At 69.5% G+C, this 16,754-nt stretch carries 17 protein-coding genes; 3 read left to right on the top strand and 14 right to left on the bottom strand.

The window, feature by feature from the left end:
- Positions 1-22 precede the first annotated feature (22 nt).
- The 4 genes from dusB to HDA39_RS02545 all read right to left on the bottom strand — a co-directional run bounded on the left by dusB (position 23) and on the right by HDA39_RS02545 (position 3,660).
- On the bottom strand, positions 23-1,144 hold the full coding sequence (gene dusB / locus HDA39_RS02560) for a tRNA dihydrouridine synthase DusB (RefSeq protein ID WP_184793635.1): 1,122 nt from the start codon (positions 1,142-1,144) through the stop codon (positions 23-25).
- 3 nt (positions 1,145-1,147) lie between these two features.
- Positions 1,148-1,858 carry a hypothetical protein gene (locus tag HDA39_RS02555; protein ID WP_184793634.1) on the bottom strand — a complete coding sequence of 237 codons (711 nt, stop codon included), beginning with the start codon at positions 1,856-1,858 and terminating at the stop codon, positions 1,148-1,150.
- Between the two features lie 2 nt (positions 1,859-1,860).
- Positions 1,861-3,246, bottom strand: coding sequence for a glycine--tRNA ligase (locus HDA39_RS02550; protein ID WP_184793633.1), 1,386 nt, complete (start codon positions 3,244-3,246; stop codon positions 1,861-1,863).
- A gap of 105 nt (positions 3,247-3,351) precedes the next feature.
- Entirely contained in the window at positions 3,352-3,660 is a 309-nt protein-coding gene (locus tag HDA39_RS02545) for an antibiotic biosynthesis monooxygenase family protein (RefSeq protein WP_337925599.1), read from the bottom strand.
- A gap of 116 nt (positions 3,661-3,776) precedes the next feature.
- Here HDA39_RS02545 and HDA39_RS02540 point away from each other — a divergent pair, with 116 nt between their 5' ends.
- Together HDA39_RS02540 and HDA39_RS02535 are read left to right on the top strand one after the other, a co-directional pair.
- Positions 3,777-4,304, top strand: a complete 528-nt coding sequence (locus HDA39_RS02540) for a hypothetical protein (protein WP_184793632.1) — start codon at positions 3,777-3,779, stop codon at positions 4,302-4,304.
- A 92-nt stretch (positions 4,305-4,396) separates the two neighbouring features.
- Complete coding sequence (locus tag HDA39_RS02535; RefSeq protein ID WP_184793631.1) at positions 4,397-4,711, top strand: DUF6703 family protein; 315 nt, start codon at positions 4,397-4,399, stop codon at positions 4,709-4,711.
- 385 nt (positions 4,712-5,096) lie between these two features.
- Here the strand turns inward: HDA39_RS02535 and HDA39_RS02530 are convergent, their stop codons facing one another.
- The 3 genes from HDA39_RS02530 to HDA39_RS02520 form a co-directional block, all read right to left on the bottom strand.
- Complete coding sequence (locus HDA39_RS02530; RefSeq protein WP_184793630.1) at positions 5,097-5,666, bottom strand: DUF305 domain-containing protein; 570 nt, start codon at positions 5,664-5,666, stop codon at positions 5,097-5,099.
- Between the two features lie 160 nt (positions 5,667-5,826).
- Complete coding sequence (locus tag HDA39_RS02525; RefSeq protein WP_184793629.1) at positions 5,827-7,050, bottom strand: DUF1996 domain-containing protein; 1,224 nt, start codon at positions 7,048-7,050, stop codon at positions 5,827-5,829.
- A gap of 32 nt (positions 7,051-7,082) precedes the next feature.
- On the bottom strand, positions 7,083-8,819 hold the full coding sequence (locus HDA39_RS02520) for a galactose-binding domain-containing protein (protein WP_184793628.1): 1,737 nt from the start codon (positions 8,817-8,819) through the stop codon (positions 7,083-7,085).
- A gap of 165 nt (positions 8,820-8,984) precedes the next feature.
- Here HDA39_RS02520 and HDA39_RS02515 point away from each other — a divergent pair, with 165 nt between their 5' ends.
- Positions 8,985-9,980: a substrate-binding domain-containing protein gene (locus HDA39_RS02515; RefSeq protein ID WP_184793627.1), complete on the top strand. Its 996-nt coding sequence runs from the start codon at positions 8,985-8,987 to the stop codon at positions 9,978-9,980.
- On the opposite strand, the gene HDA39_RS02510 is transcribed toward HDA39_RS02515, so the two are convergent.
- The 7 genes from HDA39_RS02510 to HDA39_RS02480 form a co-directional block, all read right to left on the bottom strand.
- Positions 9,972-11,339 carry an alkaline phosphatase family protein gene (locus tag HDA39_RS02510; protein WP_184793626.1) on the bottom strand — a complete coding sequence of 456 codons (1,368 nt, stop codon included), beginning with the start codon at positions 11,337-11,339 and terminating at the stop codon, positions 9,972-9,974. The two genes, HDA39_RS02515 and HDA39_RS02510, sit on opposite strands and share 9 nt — an antisense overlap.
- The gene (gene eboE, locus HDA39_RS02505) at positions 11,336-12,484 is read right to left on the bottom strand and encodes a metabolite traffic protein EboE (RefSeq protein ID WP_184793625.1); all 1,149 of its coding nucleotides are present in this window, start codon (positions 12,482-12,484) and stop codon (positions 11,336-11,338) included. Before eboE ends, HDA39_RS02510 begins: the two co-directional genes overlap by 4 nt.
- Positions 12,481-13,332 (bottom strand): TatD family hydrolase, encoded by an 852-nt coding sequence (locus HDA39_RS02500; protein WP_184793624.1) that lies wholly within the window; start codon positions 13,330-13,332, stop codon positions 12,481-12,483. Before HDA39_RS02500 ends, eboE begins: the two co-directional genes overlap by 4 nt.
- 1 nt (position 13,333) lies before the next feature.
- Positions 13,334-13,789 (bottom strand): EboA domain-containing protein, encoded by a 456-nt coding sequence (locus HDA39_RS02495; protein WP_337925598.1) that lies wholly within the window; start codon positions 13,787-13,789, stop codon positions 13,334-13,336.
- Between the two features lie 74 nt (positions 13,790-13,863).
- The gene (locus tag HDA39_RS02490) at positions 13,864-14,679 is read right to left on the bottom strand and encodes a sugar phosphate isomerase/epimerase family protein (RefSeq protein WP_184793622.1); all 816 of its coding nucleotides are present in this window, start codon (positions 14,677-14,679) and stop codon (positions 13,864-13,866) included.
- A complete protein-coding gene (locus HDA39_RS02485; RefSeq protein WP_202892847.1) occupies positions 14,676-15,515 on the bottom strand; it encodes an SCO3242 family prenyltransferase in 840 nt (279 codons plus the stop codon). Before HDA39_RS02485 ends, HDA39_RS02490 begins: the two co-directional genes overlap by 4 nt.
- Positions 15,509-16,732 (bottom strand): inositol-3-phosphate synthase, encoded by a 1,224-nt coding sequence (locus HDA39_RS02480; RefSeq protein ID WP_184793621.1) that lies wholly within the window; start codon positions 16,730-16,732, stop codon positions 15,509-15,511. Before HDA39_RS02480 ends, HDA39_RS02485 begins: the two co-directional genes overlap by 7 nt.
- Positions 16,733-16,754 lie beyond the last annotated feature (22 nt).

Below are 16,754 nucleotides of genomic sequence, written 5' to 3'. Positions count from 1 at the left end.
CTTGAGGTGATCGGCAGCCCGATCAGCCGCCGGACACTCCGATCTCGGCGTCGGCGAGGTCGGTGTTGAGGCCGTCGGTGTCGTCGAGCCAGCCGTGCGGGAGCACGACGTGGTCCCGGGGGGAACCCTGGCGGCCTCGGGGGGCGCCCAGCTCGGCGACGGGGAAAGGCGCCGTCGGGTCGAGCTGGGTGAGGAGTTCGTCGAGGCGGGCCAGCGAGTCGACCATGCCCAGGGCGGCGCGGAGCTCGCCGCCGGCGGGGAAGCCTTTCAGGTACCACGGGACGTGCTTGCGGAAGTCGTGCAGCCCGCGCTGCTCCCCCATCAGCCCCGCGAGCAGCTCACCGTGGCGGCGCATGACCGTGGCGACCTCGCCGAGCACCGGCAGGTTGAGCGCCTCTCCACCGGCAAAGGCAACGGCCAGGTCGCGGAAGAGCCAGGGGCGGCCCAGGCACCCACGACCGACGATCACTCCGGCGCATCCGGTCTCGTCGACCATGCGCAGCGCGTCGGAGGCTTCCCAGATGTCGCCGTTGCCGAGCACGGGGATCTTCACGTGCTCGACCAGTTCGGCGATCTTCGTCCAGTCGGCCTGGCCCGAGTACGCCTGCGCCGCCGTCCGCCCGTGCAGCCCGATCGCGGCCGCGCCCGACTCCTCGGCGATCCGGCCGGCGTCCAGGTAGGTCTGGTGCGCGGAGTCGATCCCGATCCGGGTCTTCATCGTCACCGGTACGTCGTACGGCGCGGCCGCCTTCACCGCCGACTGCAGGATCGCGCCGAGCAGGTTCCGCTTCCACGGCAGCGCGGCGCCGCCGCCCTTGCGGGTCACCTTCGGCACCGGGCACCCGAAGTTGAGGTCGACATGCGCGACGCCGTACTCCGAGCACAGCAGCTCGACCGCGCGCCCGACGTACACCGGGTCAACGCCGTACAGCTGCACCGAACGCACCGTCTCGCGCTCGTCGAAGGTCAGCATGTCGAGCGACTTCTGGTCCCCCTCGACGATGCCGCGGGACGTGATCATCTCGCACACGTACAGTCCGGCGCCCTGCTCCGCGCAGAGCCGCCGGTACGCCGCGTTGGTGATCCCGGCCATCGGCGCGAGCACGACGGGGGTGTCGATGGTGAGGTTGCCGAGCTTGAGCATCAGTTACGCCTTGGCCACCAGGACCTGGCCGTTCCCCGAGATCTGCGCGCGGTACGGCTGGACAGCGTTCTCCACGGTGGTCACGTCACAGGCGATGCCCTGCGCGGTGTGCTTGACGACGGTCACGTCCTCCATTGTGCAGGTCACCTTCGCGGCGCCCGACGCCGCCCGCTGCACCGCGTCGACGACCTTCGGCTTCACGATCGCCACCGACTCGGAGGTGAACTTGTACGTCGCGCTGTACTGCTTGGCGTCGACGGTGAGCCGACCGGTGAAGGTCTTGCCCGCGTAGTTCACCGTGCAGGTGAGCGCGTGGGCGCCCGGCTGGTCGGCGTCGTCGATGCCCGGGCAGGTCACCTTGGTGCTCGCGGCGCGGCCGGCCGCGACCTGGACCTGCTTGGCGATCGCGAAGCGGATCCGGTTCGCCAGCGGGGCGTCGGCATCCGGCGTACCGGTCACTTTCGGCGTCGGCCACGCCTCCGACGGAGTCGGCAATGGGCTCAGTGACGGCGTCGGCAACGGGGTCAGCGACGGCGTGGAAGCGGTCGGGATCGGCGCGCTGGTCGGACCGGAGGAGGGCGCGGACGGCGGCGGGGTGCTCCCGGCGTCCGGCGTCGGGTCGTCGGAGCAACCGGCCAGCAGCAGGACGGCGGCCGCGCCGACGGCCAGCGCGCGGGCACCCGTCGTACGGGCGGACGTCGTACGGAAGGGCATGGTCAGCAACCCACCAGGCGCTGGGCCAGGTACCCGGTCACCTCGGTCAGGGCGACGCGCTCCTGCTTCATCGAGTCGCGCTCCCGGATCGTCACCGCGTGGTCCTCGAGGGTGTCGAAGTCGACGGTGATGCAGTACGGCGTCCCGATCTCGTCCTGGCGGCGGTAGCGGCGGCCGATCGCCCCGGCGTCGTCGAAGTCGACGTTCCAGGCCTGGCGCAGCTCGGCGGCCAGGTCCTTGGCCTTCGGGGACAGATCGGCGTTGCGCGACAGCGGCAGCACGGCCGCCTTGACCGGCGCGAGTCGCGGGTCGAAGCGCAGCACGGTCCGCTTGTCGACGCCGCCCTTGGCGTTCGGCGCCTCGTCCTCGGTGTAGGCGTCGAGCAGGAAGGCCAGCACGTTGCGGGTCAGGCCGGCGGCCGGCTCGATCACGTACGGCGTCCAGCGCTCGCCCTTCTCCTGGTCGAAGTACGACAGGTCGGCGCCGGAGTGCTTGGAGTGCGTGGTCAGGTCGTAGTCGAACCGGTTCGCGATGCCCTCGAGCTCGTCGAAGTCCTTGCCGCCGAAGTTGAACTTGTACTCGATGTCGACCGTGCGCTTGCTGTAGTGGCTGAGCTTCTCCTTCGGGTGCTCGTAGAAGCGCATGTTGTCCGGGTTGAGCCCGAGCCCGATGTACCAGTCCCAGCGGGCCTTCAGCCAGTACTCGTGCCAGTCCTCGTCCGAGCCCGGCGCGACGAAGAACTCCATCTCCATCTGCTCGAACTCCCGGGTCCGGAAGATGAAGTTGCCCGGGGTGATCTCGTTGCGGAAGCTCTTGCCCACCTGGGCGATGCCGAACGGCGGCTTCTTGCGCGCCGTACCCATCACGTTCGCGAAGTTGACGAAGATGCCCTGGGCGGTCTCCGGGCGCAGGTAGTGCAGCCCCTCCTCGGACTCGACCGGGCCGAGGTAGGTCTTCAACAGCCCGTTGAACATCCGCGGCTCGGTGAAGGTGGCCTTGTTCCCGCAGTTCGGGCAGGCGATCTCGTCGAGCTTGACCTCGTCGGCGTCCTTGTTCTTCCGCCGCGCGTAGTCCTCGCGCAGGTGGTCGTCACGGAACCGCTTGTGGCAGGACTGGCACTCGGTCAGCGGGTCGACGAACTCCTGCAGGTGCCCCGACGCCTCCCAGACCTTGGTCGGCAGGATCACCGACGAGTCCAGGCCGACGACGTCGTCGCGACTCGTCACCATCGCCCGCCACCACTGGTTGCGGACGTTGTTCTTCAGCTCGATCCCGAGCGGTCCGTAGTCCCATGCCGACCGGGTACCGCCGTAGATCTCGCCGCACGGGTAGACGAAGCCCCTCCGCTTACTGAGGCTGACGACGGCATCGACGGTATCCACGGGCACTATTCGACTCCAGACAACAACACGGGTGGTAGGACACAGGTGGTGGAACGGAAGGGTCCAGGCTAACGGCCCGGGGTCCTCCACGTCGCATCCGCAAGGTACCTGCTACGACAGCAGGTTCACCCCGCCGGACCCGCCGTCCAGCACCTCGTACGCCGTGGGCTCGTCGATCGCCTGGGACAGCAGCGGCACCGCCACCATCTTCACCTCGTACGGCGACAGCGCCCGCCGGTAGCTCCCGACGTTGACCCACTCCATACTCAACGCCAGCAACTCCGGATCGTCCACGTTGAACCCCGTCCGAGCCGCCACGAACCCCTTCTGCCGCGACAACACCTCCACGGCAGCCGCCAACCGCTCCCGGAACTCCACCTGAGCACCCTCAGCCACCTTGAACCTGATCACGACGAACACTCCGTCACCTTAGATGCTTTCCCCCACGCGCGGCCTTCCGCTCGCTAGCGCTCGCTCCATGTGGAATCCCATCGGTGGACCGGAGGAGCTCCTTGGCGGCGTCTACCATGAGGCTCATGGTTGCGCCGTCGGACGGGCCTCTCAGCTACGAGATGCGGTTTCGAACGACCTGGCTCACAGTCCTGGCCGGGATCATGTTCCCCGCGGCGGGCGCAGTCGTGGTCATCGCCGGAGGACCGCGCCTGTACCCGGTGACGATCTCGTGCGCGGCGCTCTTCGTGGTGGGCGTCGCGATCGCTCACCTGCGGAGGTACGGGCGACTGCTGCTTCGGGCCGACGAGCGTGGGATCGAGCTCTGGGGGTCCTGGTGTGTGTTCGTGGCCTGGCGTGACGTCCGGGATGCGGATATCAGCTACTCCGGAGAGGACCGTGCTCTGGTGTTCCAAGTGGCGCGAGGCTCAGTGGTGCCGCTCTCCGAGCGCGGCGAGCGCGCCGCGCGCCACATCAACCACCCGTCGGGCAAACAGCCCGCTCGGTACGCCGTGCTGGCTGTCTCCCGCGTGCACTTGCTGAATCGCGCAGCCCTGACTGCCGTGATCCGCACTTACGCGCCGCACGTCACCGGCGAATTCGGGGCCGGCTGACGGCTCGGGGCATCCCGTGCAACGCACCGCGCTGTACGGATGGACGGGGCCGAAGTTTTCCACAGGTGTGGCTGTGCTGGAACAATAGGACAATGAGTTCCTCCAGCAGTCAGCCGGTGAGTCCGCTTCGGCAGCGTGTGACGAAGGTCAGCTACCCGGTCGTGGCGAAGCTGCACGCGATGCCGAAGCTGACGCTGCCCGGGATCACCCTGGTGCTGGCCCTGATCGGAGTCTTCGCTCCGCTCGCCGCCGGCATCCCGGCGCTGATCCTGCTGGCACTGCTGCTGAGCTGGCTCGGGTTCCTGTCCTGGCCGGTGGTGACCACGGGCCAGCGCGCGCTCCGGGTCTTCTCCGTCCTGGTGATCCTGCTGTTCGCGGTCTCCCGGATCGCCTCGTCCGGCAACTGAGCCCGGCAGCTCAGTCCGCCAGCTGATCGAGGCGAGCGGAGTCGCCGGCGGGCCTCGCACAGGGAGAGTTCGGGAGCACGACGCGCAGCGAGCGCTAGCGAGCGAAGGGCCGCGCGCGGGGTGAGCGCCCCGCGCATCCGATTACACCCCGCCGCGCCCAAGTGCTCCACTCGAGGCGGGCGGCAGCACGCGCACCCGGCGCGAATCGGGTGAACCACCTGCACGCAACCGATCACACCGCCCGAGCCCACCTGCTTCCGCTTGAAGCGGGCGATAGCACGCGCACATGGCGGGCGATAGCCCGCACACGTTCGCAAAAGGGCGGGCGGGAGCACGGCATGTAGCGAGCGCCAGCGAGCGGAAGGCCGCGCGTGGGAGGAAACAGTCAGCTCACCGCAGCGAGCTGTTTCAGTTGGGTGGTTCGGCCGGCGATGAGGGTCTTACCCAGCTTCTTCGTCTCCGGATCCTTGCCTGCGTTGGCGATGCTGCGGGCCAGCAAGGTCGTCTGGTCCAGGTGCTCTTTCAGGTTCTTGGTGAAGTCCTGGTCGAAGGCGGGGCCGGACAGCTTGCCCAGGGCATCGATTTCGGGCTCGGTCATCATGCCGGGCATGTCGTGGCCCTCGTGCGGGTTGCGGATCGGCAGGCCGCTGCGGGTGCGGATGGCGATGAGCTGGGCGACCTCGGCGCGGTGGCCGGCGGCCACCTTGCCGGCGAACTCGCGCAGCGCCGGGGCGGAGGCCTGTTTCTGGCCGAGGTCCAGGACGCGCAGCAGCTGGTCGTCCATCGGGATCATGAGTTCGATGTAGGCCAGGTCGGTGGAGTTGAAGGACGGGTCGATCTTCCACTCCGGCTCCGTGGCCGACGGCGTCGGGGACGGCGGGGGTGGCGAAGCGGCGACGGACGAACCACAACCGGTCAGAGCGACGAGCAGGGCGAGACAAGCAAGAGCCTTCATGGGAGAGCTCCTCGGGAACAACGGGGCGGTTGTGGTGAGAGTACAGACGGCGACGACCGCAGTACAGAGGGTAAAGAAAGGTTCTTTGCAAAAGCGCTGAGCGGAGTGGAGCGGCCGAGCGGGTCCCTGGGACGGGGAGACCCGCCCGGCCGTCAGAGGGTTACGGGTGCCCGTTGGCCCCGCACTTGATGATCGGGCGGATGCAGTCGTTGACGCGGCGCGCCATCTCGGCGACCGGCCAGGCGTTGAAGAAGTCGCCGTGCATCGTGAACCCGCCACCGGACGCCAGCCGGAAGCCGGCCGTCGACCCGTTCACCGGGTACCGCAGGACCTGCCGCAGCTTCGGCACCGGCACCGGGTGGGTCGCCGGGCAGTCGCCGTTCACCGGGTAGGACATGTGGCTCTTGTGGTCCGGTGAGTCGAGGTCGCGCCCGTTCCAGCACTGCGGGAAGTCCAGGTACGACTCCAGCATCGACCCGGCGGGGCAGTTGATGAAGTCGTGACCCGACCCAGCGTCCCCGGCGTGCAGACAGGACCAACGGGAGATCGTGTTGTCACCGGGCCCGGTCGCCTTCGCGTTGCCGGCCACGATCCGCAGCCCGAACGGCAGCGGCTGGGTCCGCGCGATCACGTCGTCCCGGACGCCTTCGCCCAGGTAGTAGAACGTCGTCCCGGTCGGTTCGACCGGCTGGTTGTTCACGTACAGCGTGGGCACCCAGTACGACGACTTGTCCTCGGCCGGGTTGCACGACGTCGGCGAGTTCACCAGGTCGTCCACGGTGGTGTTGGCGTTCGTCACGGTCGCACCGAAGAAGCTGTGCATGTGCGACGCCCCGGGCAGGTTCGGGAACACGATCGGGTCGTCGGGCAGCCGGTGCGTGTACGGGCAGTCCGCCAGGAACTCGGCCACCCGGACGATCGGCCCGGCAGCAGTCCCGCCGTACACCTGGAACTCGAACAGCGACGCACCCCACTGGGTGGCCCGCTGGGTGACCAGCACCCGCACGTACCGGCCGGTGCCGGTCACGGTCAGGTTCTGCTCACCACCGTTGCCATTGGCAACCGTGTGCACGGTGGTCCAGCTCGTGGCATCGGGCGAGGTCTGGATCGAGAAGCCCTTCGCGTACGCCGCCTCCCACCGCAGTACGACGCGGTTGAAGGTCTGGCTCGATCCCAGATCCACCTGAAGCCACTGGTTGTCGGCGAATCCCGACGCCCAGCGCGTCCCGCCGTCACCGTCGACGGCGGCAGCGGCCGGGAAGGCACCGCTCTCCACCGAGGACGCGACGACCGGCCGGCCCTGCGACAGCAGCGTCTCGGCGGCCGCGGCGGGACGACCGACCACCACCAGATAGGCACCGAGCAGGGCCAGCAGGCCCGTCATCAGAGCACCGAGACGGAAACCCCGACGCGCGGTCACTTGTACACCCGCACGTAGTCGACCAGCATCCGCGCCGGGAACGGCGTCTGCGCGTTGGGCGGGCCGGGGAAGTCGCCGCCGACCGCGAGGTTGAGGATCAGGTAGAACGGGTGGTCGAAGATCCACGGCCCGCGGGTCGCCTCGAGCTGGGCCTTGTCGACGACGAAGACCGTGGTGCCGTCGACCTGGTAGGTGATGCTCGTGCTGTTCCAAAGCATCGTCCAGGTGTGGAAGTCGTTCGAGAAGTCGGCGCCACCGGGCAACCCGTAGGTGCCGCCGTAGCCACCGGCGCCGTTGTAGGCCGGGGCGTGCAGCGTCGAGTAGCCCTTGGTGGTCTCGCGACCGAGGATCTCCACGATGTCGATCTCACCGTTGTAGGGCCAGGGCCGGCCGGTCAGGAAGTCCGCGCCCATCATCCAGAACGCCGGCCACAGGCCGTTGCCCTTGGGCACCTTGATCCGCGCCTCGACCTTGCCGTACGTCGTATTGAACTTGCCGCCGCTGTTCATCCGCGCCGACGTGTACTGGCACGTCCCGCTGCCGGTGACCGGGTCGATCGGGCAAGCCGAACCCGGCGTCACCTCACGACGGGCTTCGAGCACCAGGTTGCCCTGGCCGTCCATCTGGGTGTTGTTGTGGTTGGTGTAGACCTGCAGCTCGTTGTTCTGGCCGGTGCCGGGGTCGGCCGACCACTTCGCGGCGTCGGGCTTGGTGCCGCTCGGGCCGTTGAACTCGTCGGCGAAGATCAGCTGCGGGTTCGGGGACGGGTCGGCCGGCGGGGCCGGCGGGGTGTTCGGCGCGCCGCCGGTGCCGTAGACCTGGAACTCCCACAGCGAGTACCCGTACGGCGTGTTGCGCTGCGTGCCGTACATCCGGACGTAGCGGCCGGTGCCGGTGACGGTCAGCGTCTCCTTGAAGCCGGGGCCGGCCGCCGTCGTGTAGATCGGCGTCCAGGTGTTCCCGTCGTTCGAGACCTGGATCTGGTACGCCTTGGCCGAGGCCGGGTCCCACTGCAGCACGACCTTGTCGATCTGCGCGGTGGCGCCGAGGTCGACCGAGATCCAGCCCGGGTCGACCCAGCCGGAGTCAGTCGCGGTGGCCCAGCGGCTGGCCGGGTCGAGGTCGAACGCACGGGCCGGCGTGCACTCCCAGCAGTTCGAGTCGTGCTGCTGGGTCGAGGCCGCGCCGGTCTTGCCGTACGACAGCAGCGCACTGCCCGGACCGGGGCCGGGACCACCACCAGTGGTCCCGAACACCTTGAACTCCCACAGCGACACACCCCACTGGGTGGCGCGGGCGGTGCTGAGCAGCCGGACGTAGCGGCCGCTGCCGCTGACGTTCAGGGTTTGGTTGCCTCCGGCACCGGTCGTGGTGCTGTAGATCGACGACCAGTTGGTGCCGTCCGTGGAGGTCTCCAGCCGGAAGCCGGTCGCGTACGCCGCCTCCCAGCTGAGCACGACCTGGCTGATGGTGGCGGTCTGGCCGAGGTCGACCCGGATCCACTGCGGGTCGCCGAACGCGCTCGACCAGCGGGTCCCTGGATCGCCGTCGACGGCGGCGGAGGCGGGGAAGGCGACGTTCTCGGCGGACGACGCGGTGGCGGTCTTGCCTTGGGACAGCAGCGGGTCGGCGGCCTCGGCGGGCGGTGCGACCAGCAGGGCGGCCACGAAACTCGCCGCGATCGCGACGAGTCCAGCGGCTTTCAGACGGAGGGGTCTACGGGACAAACGCATGGGCGTCTCCAGGGGCGGGCAGGAGGTTCGGGGAACGTTCCCCGAGTCTGAGAGTTGCCTGCCCGGGGAACGGTGTCAAGAGTTCGTCGACGCTTGACAAGGTTCCGGAACCACCGCGATGCTCGTGCGTGGGGAACGGTCCCCAAGGCCGGCGAGGGGGTGCGCGTGAGACGACCGACCCTGCACGCCGTCGCAGCCCGGGCCGGGGTGTCCAAGTCGAGCGTCTCCCGGGTGATCAACGGCGAGCCGACGGTCGCGCCGGAGATCCGGCAGATCGTGATGGCCGCGGTCACCGAGCTCGGCTACGTGCCGAACGGCGCGGCCCGCAACCTGGTCACCCAGAGGACCAACACGATCGCGATCATCGTCTCCGATCCCCCGGCCGGTCTGGTCTCCGACGACCCGATGTTCGCGATGGTCGTGCGTGCGGCGAGCCGGGCGCTGGAGGCCGCGGGCAAGCAGGTGTCGCTGGTGCTGGCCGGGTCCGACGAGAGCCGCCGGCGGGCCGAGCAGTACCTGGCCGCCGGCCACGTGGATGGCGCGATGCTGGTGTCGATGGACGGCGCCGACCCGCTGCCCGCCGTACTGGCGCGGACCGGGTTGCCGATCGTCTCGCACGGGCGGCTGGCGACGCCGGGGCTGATGCCGTGGGTCGACAACGACAACCTCGGCGGCGCGACCAAGGCCGTGCAGCACCTGCTCGACCAGGGCCGGCAGCGGATCGCGACGATCTCCGGACCGCTGGACATGACCGCGGCGCAGGACCGCCTGACGGCGTACCGGGAGACCTTGAAGGACACCGGACGGCGGTCGATCGTTGCCCTTGGCGACTTCACCCGGATCTCGGGGGCCGACGCGATGCGACAGCTGCTGACCGACGACCCGCAGCTGGACGCGGTGTTCGCGGCCAACGACCTGATGGCGATCGGCGCCCTGCGCACGTTGCGCGAGGCCGGACGGCGGGTCCCCGAGGACGTCGCGGTGATTGGCTTCGACGACATCGAGGCCGCGCTCTACACCGCGCCGGCGCTGACCACCGTCCGCAGCCCGATGGGCGAGCAGGCGGCGCAGACCACACGGCTCCTGCTCGACCTGATCGCCCACGGCAGCGCCGACTCCGTCACCCTGCCCACCGAGATCGTGGTCCGCGAATCAGCGTGAACCTGCTGTGAGCAGCAGGTCCCGCACAGCAGTCGCCGCCACCGGCCCCTCACCTTCCACCAGCGCCGGATCGCTGCTCAGAAACACCGGCCCGTCCTCGGGCGACGCCGGCAACCGCCCGTGCGACCCGCGCACGATCGACGGATCCAGCGGCACCACCTGCATCGCGTACCGCATCCCCAGCTTCTTCTTCAGCAGGTACGACGCCGCCCGCGGCTTCACGAACCGGTCCGCCGGATCGAAGAACAGCTCCGCCGGGTCGTACCCGGGCTTGCGATGGATCTCCACCCCGCGCGCGAAGTCCGGCGCCCGCGCGTCGTCCAGCCAGTAGTAGTACGTGAACCAGGCATCCGGCTCGGCGACAACCACCAGCTCACCGGACCTCTCATGATCCAGCCCGTACCGCTTCTTGCCCTCGGCATCGAGCACCTCGGCAACTCCCGAGATCCCCGCGAGCAACTTCCCCACCGCCTCCAGGTCCGCGGGATCCTTCACGTACACATGCGCCACCTGATGATCGGCGACGGCGAAGGCCCGGGAGGTCCACGGATCCAAGTACTCCATCCCGTCCTGCGTGTGCACTTCCAGCAGCCCCTCGGCCCGCAGCACCCGGTTGACGTCCACCGGCCGCGCGACATCCGTGATCCCGTACTCCGACAGCACGATCACCGTCGCACCGCGCGCCTCCGCGTCGTCCAGCAGCGGAGCCAGGACGCCGTCCAGCTCGATCGCCGCCCGGGTCGCCTGCACCGACGACGCGCCGTACCGCTGCAGGTCGTAGTCCAGGTGCGGCACGTACGTCAGCAGCAGATCGGGGTTGTCCTCGGCAAGGATCTGCCGCGACGCGGCAACGATCCACCGACTCGACTTGATCCCCGCCGTCGGTCCCCAGTAGTTGAACAGCGGGAAGTCGCCGAGCTTGGCCGTCAGCCGATCGTGCAACTCGACCGGTCGTGTGTAGCAGTCCGGCGCCTTCCGCCCGTCGGCGTAGTAGATCGGCCGCGGCGTGACCAGCAGGTCCGTCTCCGCGCCCATCGCGTACCACCAGCAGACGTTCGCCACCTTGTACGACGGGTTGCTGCGCCGCGCGACGTCCCACACCTTCTCGCCCTGCACCAGCCGGTTGTGCTGCCGCCAGAGGAACACCTCGCCGAGATCCCGGAAGTACCACCCGTTGCCCACGACACCGTGGTCGGACGGCATCGCGCCGGTCAGAAACGTCGCCTGCGCCGAGCAGGTCACCGCCGGCAGCACGGTCTCCAGATTCCTGGCCAACGGCAACGACCGCAGCCGCGGCATCTTCCGCAGCAACCGCGGCGTCAGCCCGACCACGTCCAGAACGACCACCTGCTTGGTCATTTGACCTCCTCCAACCCGAGTCCGGTGATCCGGTCGCGCAGCCACGCCAGCTCGGCAGCGATGCCCTCGGCAAGCTCCTGCTGATTCGTCGGCCCGTTGGGCAGCACCGACCAGGTGTACGTCTCCGACTCCAGATGCTGCGTCAACGGACGCTCACCGCCGACGAGATGCTGAAGACAGTCCTCCAGTACGCCGGTCGTGCTGGCCAGCGGCGCCCGCGGCGCGGCGTGCACCGGCACATGGAAGTGCACCCGCCAGGCCGCGTGCCCCGACAGCTGATCGACCGAGTCCAGGTTGTCGACGCCCGGACCACCCCACTCGCGCGTTTGGTGCAGGAACTTCGGCTCGGCGAACTCGTCGAGCAACCGCCGCGCCTCGGCATCCCCGGGATCGGGTACGTGCAGCGCCGCCGACACCTGACTCTTGACGACCTCGACGCCGGCCGCGGCCATCGTCGCGAACGTCTCGGCCGGGTCCTCGAACTGGACCGCCAGATGACACGTGTCCAGGCACAACCCGATCCGCCCCGGACCGGCGTACGGGGTGACCCAGTGCGTGGCCTGCGGGACCATCTCGAGGATGCAGCCCGGTTCGGGCTCGACCGCGACGCGGATCCGGCGGCCGGTGGTCGTCTCGACCTGCGCGAGCCGGACCTGGACCCGGTCGAACGCCGCGCGTGCGGCCGCGTCCCGCTCCTTCGACCACGGGTCGCGCCAGGCCAGCGGGAGCGTCGAGATCGACCCGTACGCCGCGTCGCGCGGCATCAGCTTGGCCAGCACGTCGATCAGGTCGAGGGTGTAGCGCAGTCGCTCGGGCTCGGTCCAGTCCGGTTTGTAGACCTTCTTGCCGACGACGCGGTCGTGGAACCCGGCGTACGGGAATCCGTTCAGCGTGACGACTTCGAGGCCGTTGCGGTCGAGCGCGCGGCGCAGCCGGTTCAGGGCGACCGCCGAGTTCGCGAGCCGGTCGGCGAGCGAGTGCGCGAGCCAGAGGCCGACGCCGAGGACCGGGACGTCGAGCGCCTTGCGGACCAGCGACGAGCAGCCGTCGAGCTGCGCGATCACGCCGTCGAGGTCCTCGGCGGGATGGACGTTGGTGCAGTAGGCGAGATGGACGAGCGAGCCGTCGGGATGCCGGAACCTCATGAGCGCGCTCCCCGCAGGATCGAGTTGCCGGCGAAGGTGTCGCCGGTCCTTGCGTCGCTGAGGTCGAGCCGGCCGGACTGGCCGTAGAAGGCGACCGGGTTGCGCCAGAGCACCTGGTCGACGTCGTCCTCGGTGAAGCCGGCCGCGAGCATCGCCCGACCGGTCGCGTACGTGCGCAGCGGGTCGGACTTGCCCCAGTCGGCGGCGGAGTTCACCAGGACCCGCTCGGTGCCGAACTGCCGCAGGATCACGACCATCCGGTCCGGATCCATCTTGGTGTCGGGGTAGATCGAGAAGCCCATCCAGCAGCCGGAGTCCGCGACCTCCTTGACCGTCACCTCGTTCAGGTGGTCGACGACCACCCGCTCGGCCGGTACGCCGGACTCGCGCACGACGTCGAGCGTTCGCGTCGTACCGGCGGCCTTGTCGCGGTGCGGGGTGTGCACGAGGACCGGCAGCTCGAAGCGCTTGGCCAGTTCGAGCTGGGCGGCGAAGACCTCGTCCTCCTCGGGCGTCATCGAGTCGTAGCCGACCTCGCCGACCGCGACGACGCCGTCCTTGGCCAGGTACCGCGGCAGGACGCCGAGCACCTCCCGGCAGCGCGGGTCGTTGGCCTCCTTCGGGTTCAGCGCGATCGTGCAATGGTGCCGGATGCCGAACTGCGACGCGCGGAACGGTTCCCAGCCGATCAGCGCGTCGAAGTAGTCGACGAACGAGCCGACGCTGGTCCGCGGCTGCCCGAGCCAGAACGCGGGCTCGACCAAGGCTTGGACGCCGTGCGCGGCCATCGCGGCGTAGTCGTCGGTCGTCCGCGAGGTCATGTGGATGTGCGGGTCGAAGATGCGCATGTCACCCCTCCAGGTAGGGCTGAAGATCCACGGGAACGGACCGGCCGGCCGCGCGCCGCTCGGCGGCGAAGTCGGCCATCATCCGTCGCAGTTCGTCGTCGGCGCGCTCCGGCAGGCCGTCGACGGCAGCCAGCGGTACGCCGGCGAACACGCACTTGAGCACGGCCTGCCGGAACGCGGTCCGGCTGAGATGCTTCGTCGCGTACGGGCCGAGCGCGGCCGCGAGCAGGCGCTGGTCGTTGGTCCGGATCGCGTCCTCGATCAGCGCTGTGCCGTGCGAGCCCACCGCTTGCTCGATGTCCTCCAGCTCCAGGGCCTTGAGGATCGCCAGCTTCTCGTGGGTGTCGCCGTAGCGGTAGAGCTCCGCGATCTCAGCGGCCGAGACTCCCGCCAGAAGCTTCGCCCGCGCGGCCTCGTCCGCCGACCACCCGTTGCCCAGAGCCCCTTTTCCGGTCACCCGGGCAACCGCGGGAAAGACCTCGGCCAACGGGCCAACGAGCCCACTGACGTCCACGGGCAGCTCGGTCGCCTTCACAAGTAGTCCCGGAGAAAGCTCAGCGACTCCCGTGCGACAGTCGGCGCCGCATGCGAGTGTCTCGGCAGCTCAACGGCCACCAAACCCTCGTACTCGACTTCCTGCAACGCCTTGAAGACCTGCTCGAAGTCGACCTCGCCGGTGCCGAACTCCAGGTGCTCGTGCACTCCCCGGCGCATGTCGTCGATCTGGACGTTGACCAGGTACGGCGCACCCAGCCGGATGCACTCCTCCGGCAGCTTCGGCTCGTTGCAGACCAGGTGCCCGATGTCGAGCGTGAGGCCGAGTGCGTCCACCTCTTCGTGCAGCTTGAAGAACCCGGCGAGATCGTCGAGCAGCATCCCCGGCTCCGGCTCCATACCGAGCACGACTCCACGATCGGCGGCGTACGCGGCGAGCTGCTGGCAGCTGTTGGTCAGCCGCTCCCACCCGACGTCGGCCGGCACCTCAGCAGGCAGTACGCCGGACCAGAACGACACCGCCTCCGCACCGAGCTCCGCGGCGATGTCGATCGCGCGTTCCAGCAGCAGCATCCGCCACTCCGCGCCGTCGGTGTGCAGCAGCGTCGGCTCGTGCTTGCGGTACGGATCGAGTACATAGCGCGCGCCGGTCTCGATCACCACCGCCAGTTCGGAGCGGGCCAGCAGCCGCCCGACCTCGGCCGTCCGCTCCTTCAGGTCAGGGCCGAACGGATCGAGGTGGTTGTGATCGAGCGTCAGCGCGACACCCTCGTACCCGAGGTCGGCGATGACTGTCAGCGCCTCGGGCAGCCGGTGGTTGGCGAACCCGTTCGTGCCGTAGCCGAGCCTCATGTCGGCGACACCTTCCGTGCGAGGGCCTTGGCCAACGGCAGCGCCACAGCCAACGCCGCACCGAGCCTCGGTGCACCGGCCCGGGCGCACCAGGCCGCCTGCAACGGCACCAGCCCGTGAATGCCCGCCCCGACTGCTCGCCGCAGCTTCGGCCCACTCGGCTCTTGAGCTGCAGCGACCTGTGCTGGTCCTACCGCTTGTACGAAGAGTCCTGTGAGTACTGCTGTTGCAGCATGTTCAGGGCGGCTCAGCGTTGCTGCGGTGATGGCCGACGTGGCAGCCAGGGCGCCGCGGGCCGGCAGCGGCGTACTGCCGTGGACCTCTCCGCGGGACATCGCCGTCACGCCCAGGATGTGCGTACCGACAGCCAGCGCCGGGGCCCACGCCCGCCTCCGCTGGTCGCCAGCACCGACCAGTACGTCGAGCGCCCGGGCCGCTGCCATGAACACCGGACCGGCCACCGTGTTCTTGGCCTTCAGGTCGTAGCTCCACGCGGTAGCGGCGAGCACAGCCGAGGTCGCCAGGGCGGAGCGACCTCCAGCTCGGCCCGCTAGCGCCAGCCCGGCAGCAGTGAGTCCAGCCGCCAGTCCGAACGCCGTACTGGCAGGCACCCGGCCGGAGGGGATTGGCCGCTCAGGTCGCTCGACGGCGTCGATCTCCCGGTCGGCCCAGTCGTTGAGCGCCATGCCGGCCCAGTAGATGCACACCGACGCTGCTGACAGCCCAGCCATCCGGCCAGGCCGCAGGTCTCCAGCCGCCACAGCACCAGCCAGTACGTCACCAGGCACGGTCAGCGCGGCAGGAGCCCGGACGAGTTCCACCAGGTCCTTCAGCATTCCTGCACCCACCGCACCAGCTCGTCGTACTGCCTGGTCAGCGCGTGCTCGGTCGACTCGACCGGGTCCTTGAAGTAGAACCCCAGGAACGGCATCGCCCCGACATGACCTCGCTCCAGCGCCAGTGCGGACAGCCGGGCCAGGTCCAGCACGAGCGGAGCGGCCAGAGCCGAGTCGCAGCCCTGCCAGGTGAACTGCAGCGTCATCCGTACGCCGAGGAACCCGGAGAACATCACGTGGTCCCAGGCGGTCTTCCAGTCGCCCAGCGGGTCCACGTAGTCGATGTGCACCTCACCAGGCACCTCACCGCCGAGCAGCTCGGTCAGGACGCGTTCCTTGGACACACTCTTCGACTCGGCCGCGTGCGGGTCGGCCAGCGTCGCGCCGTCGCCACCACCGAGCAGGTTGGTCCCGGACCAGGCCTGCACCGGCAGAGCCCGAGCGGTGAACATCGGCGCGAGCACGCTCTTCACCAGGGTCTCCCCCGTCTTCGCGTCCTGCCCGCCGTACGGCAACTGCCGCTCGACCGCCCAGTCCCGGACCACCTGCGGCCGGATCGACGTCGACGGCGTGAAGTCCACGTACGCCGCTCCCGCCTCGAACGCGGCCAGCGCCCCGAGCGAGCTGGGCGGCAACGCCTGCTCGGCCGCCTCGCGCCCCGCCTCCGCATCGCCGGCCGCCTCGTGCCCCGCCTCCGCGGCGCCGCTCGCCTTTCCCCCTCTCTCCTCGCTGACGATCCGGGTGGCTTTCAGCGCCTCTCGGAGCTCGGCGAGGTCTGCGTACCGCACCTCGTACGGCGGCTCGGTCGACGCGACGTTGATCGCGACCACGTGCTCCAAGTCGTTCCGCAACCTGAACGCCTTGATGTCCTCGGCCATCCTGCGGACCAGCTCGTCCTGGGTGTCCGCGACCGGGAGGACCACCAGGTTCCGCTCGGTCTCGGCCAGCTCGGCGGCGATCAGGCCGTCCAGACCGGGTGGGAGGACGCCTCCGGCAACGAGTCGCTCCACCTGTTTGCTCAGCGGCGTATCGGACGGGTCGTGCCCGCCGAAGACCAGCCGATCGATCGGGATCAGGCCGGCACCGGCGAACGCCGGCTGCTCGGTGACGACTCCGGCGGGCGGGGCGCCGTGGGCCAGTGCGGCCGCTCCGGCGACGGTCGTGGTCGCGACCGAACCCCTTGCCCCGAACAACCACACACCCACGCGTCGCTGCATCCGCGGCTCCTCAGGCTCACTG

Origin of the sequence: Kribbella italica, assembly GCF_014205135.1 — a bacterium.
GTDB classification, from domain to species: Bacteria; Actinomycetota; Actinomycetes; order Propionibacteriales; family Kribbellaceae; genus Kribbella; species Kribbella italica.
The sequence above is the reverse complement of the archived record's forward strand: the minus strand, read 5'-3'. Positions and strand labels throughout refer to the sequence as shown.

Excerpts from the sequence above, each read along its gene's own strand:
- dusB (WP_184793635.1), bottom strand. The coding sequence starts at position 1,144 with ATGCTCAAGCTCGGCAACCTCACCATCGACACCCCCGTCGTGCTCGCG.
- HDA39_RS02555 (WP_184793634.1), bottom strand. The coding sequence starts at position 1,858 with ATGCCCTTCCGTACGACGTCCGCCCGTACGACGGGTGCCCGCGCGCTG.
- HDA39_RS02540 (WP_184793632.1), top strand. The coding sequence starts at position 3,777 with ATGGTTGCGCCGTCGGACGGGCCTCTCAGCTACGAGATGCGGTTTCGA.
- HDA39_RS02535 (WP_184793631.1), top strand. The coding sequence starts at position 4,397 with ATGAGTTCCTCCAGCAGTCAGCCGGTGAGTCCGCTTCGGCAGCGTGTG.
- HDA39_RS02530 (WP_184793630.1), bottom strand. The coding sequence starts at position 5,666 with ATGAAGGCTCTTGCTTGTCTCGCCCTGCTCGTCGCTCTGACCGGTTGT.
- HDA39_RS02525 (WP_184793629.1), bottom strand. The coding sequence starts at position 7,050 with ATGACGGGCCTGCTGGCCCTGCTCGGTGCCTATCTGGTGGTGGTCGGT.
- HDA39_RS02520 (WP_184793628.1), bottom strand. The coding sequence starts at position 8,819 with ATGCGTTTGTCCCGTAGACCCCTCCGTCTGAAAGCCGCTGGACTCGTC.
- HDA39_RS02510 (WP_184793626.1), bottom strand. The coding sequence starts at position 11,339 with ATGACCAAGCAGGTGGTCGTTCTGGACGTGGTCGGGCTGACGCCGCGG.
- eboE (WP_184793625.1), bottom strand. The coding sequence starts at position 12,484 with ATGAGGTTCCGGCATCCCGACGGCTCGCTCGTCCATCTCGCCTACTGC.
- HDA39_RS02500 (WP_184793624.1), bottom strand. The coding sequence starts at position 13,332 with ATGCGCATCTTCGACCCGCACATCCACATGACCTCGCGGACGACCGAC.
- HDA39_RS02490 (WP_184793622.1), bottom strand. The coding sequence starts at position 14,679 with ATGAGGCTCGGCTACGGCACGAACGGGTTCGCCAACCACCGGCTGCCC.
- HDA39_RS02485 (WP_202892847.1), bottom strand. The coding sequence starts at position 15,515 with ATGCTGAAGGACCTGGTGGAACTCGTCCGGGCTCCTGCCGCGCTGACC.
- HDA39_RS02480 (WP_184793621.1), bottom strand. The coding sequence starts at position 16,732 with ATGCAGCGACGCGTGGGTGTGTGGTTGTTCGGGGCAAGGGGTTCGGTC.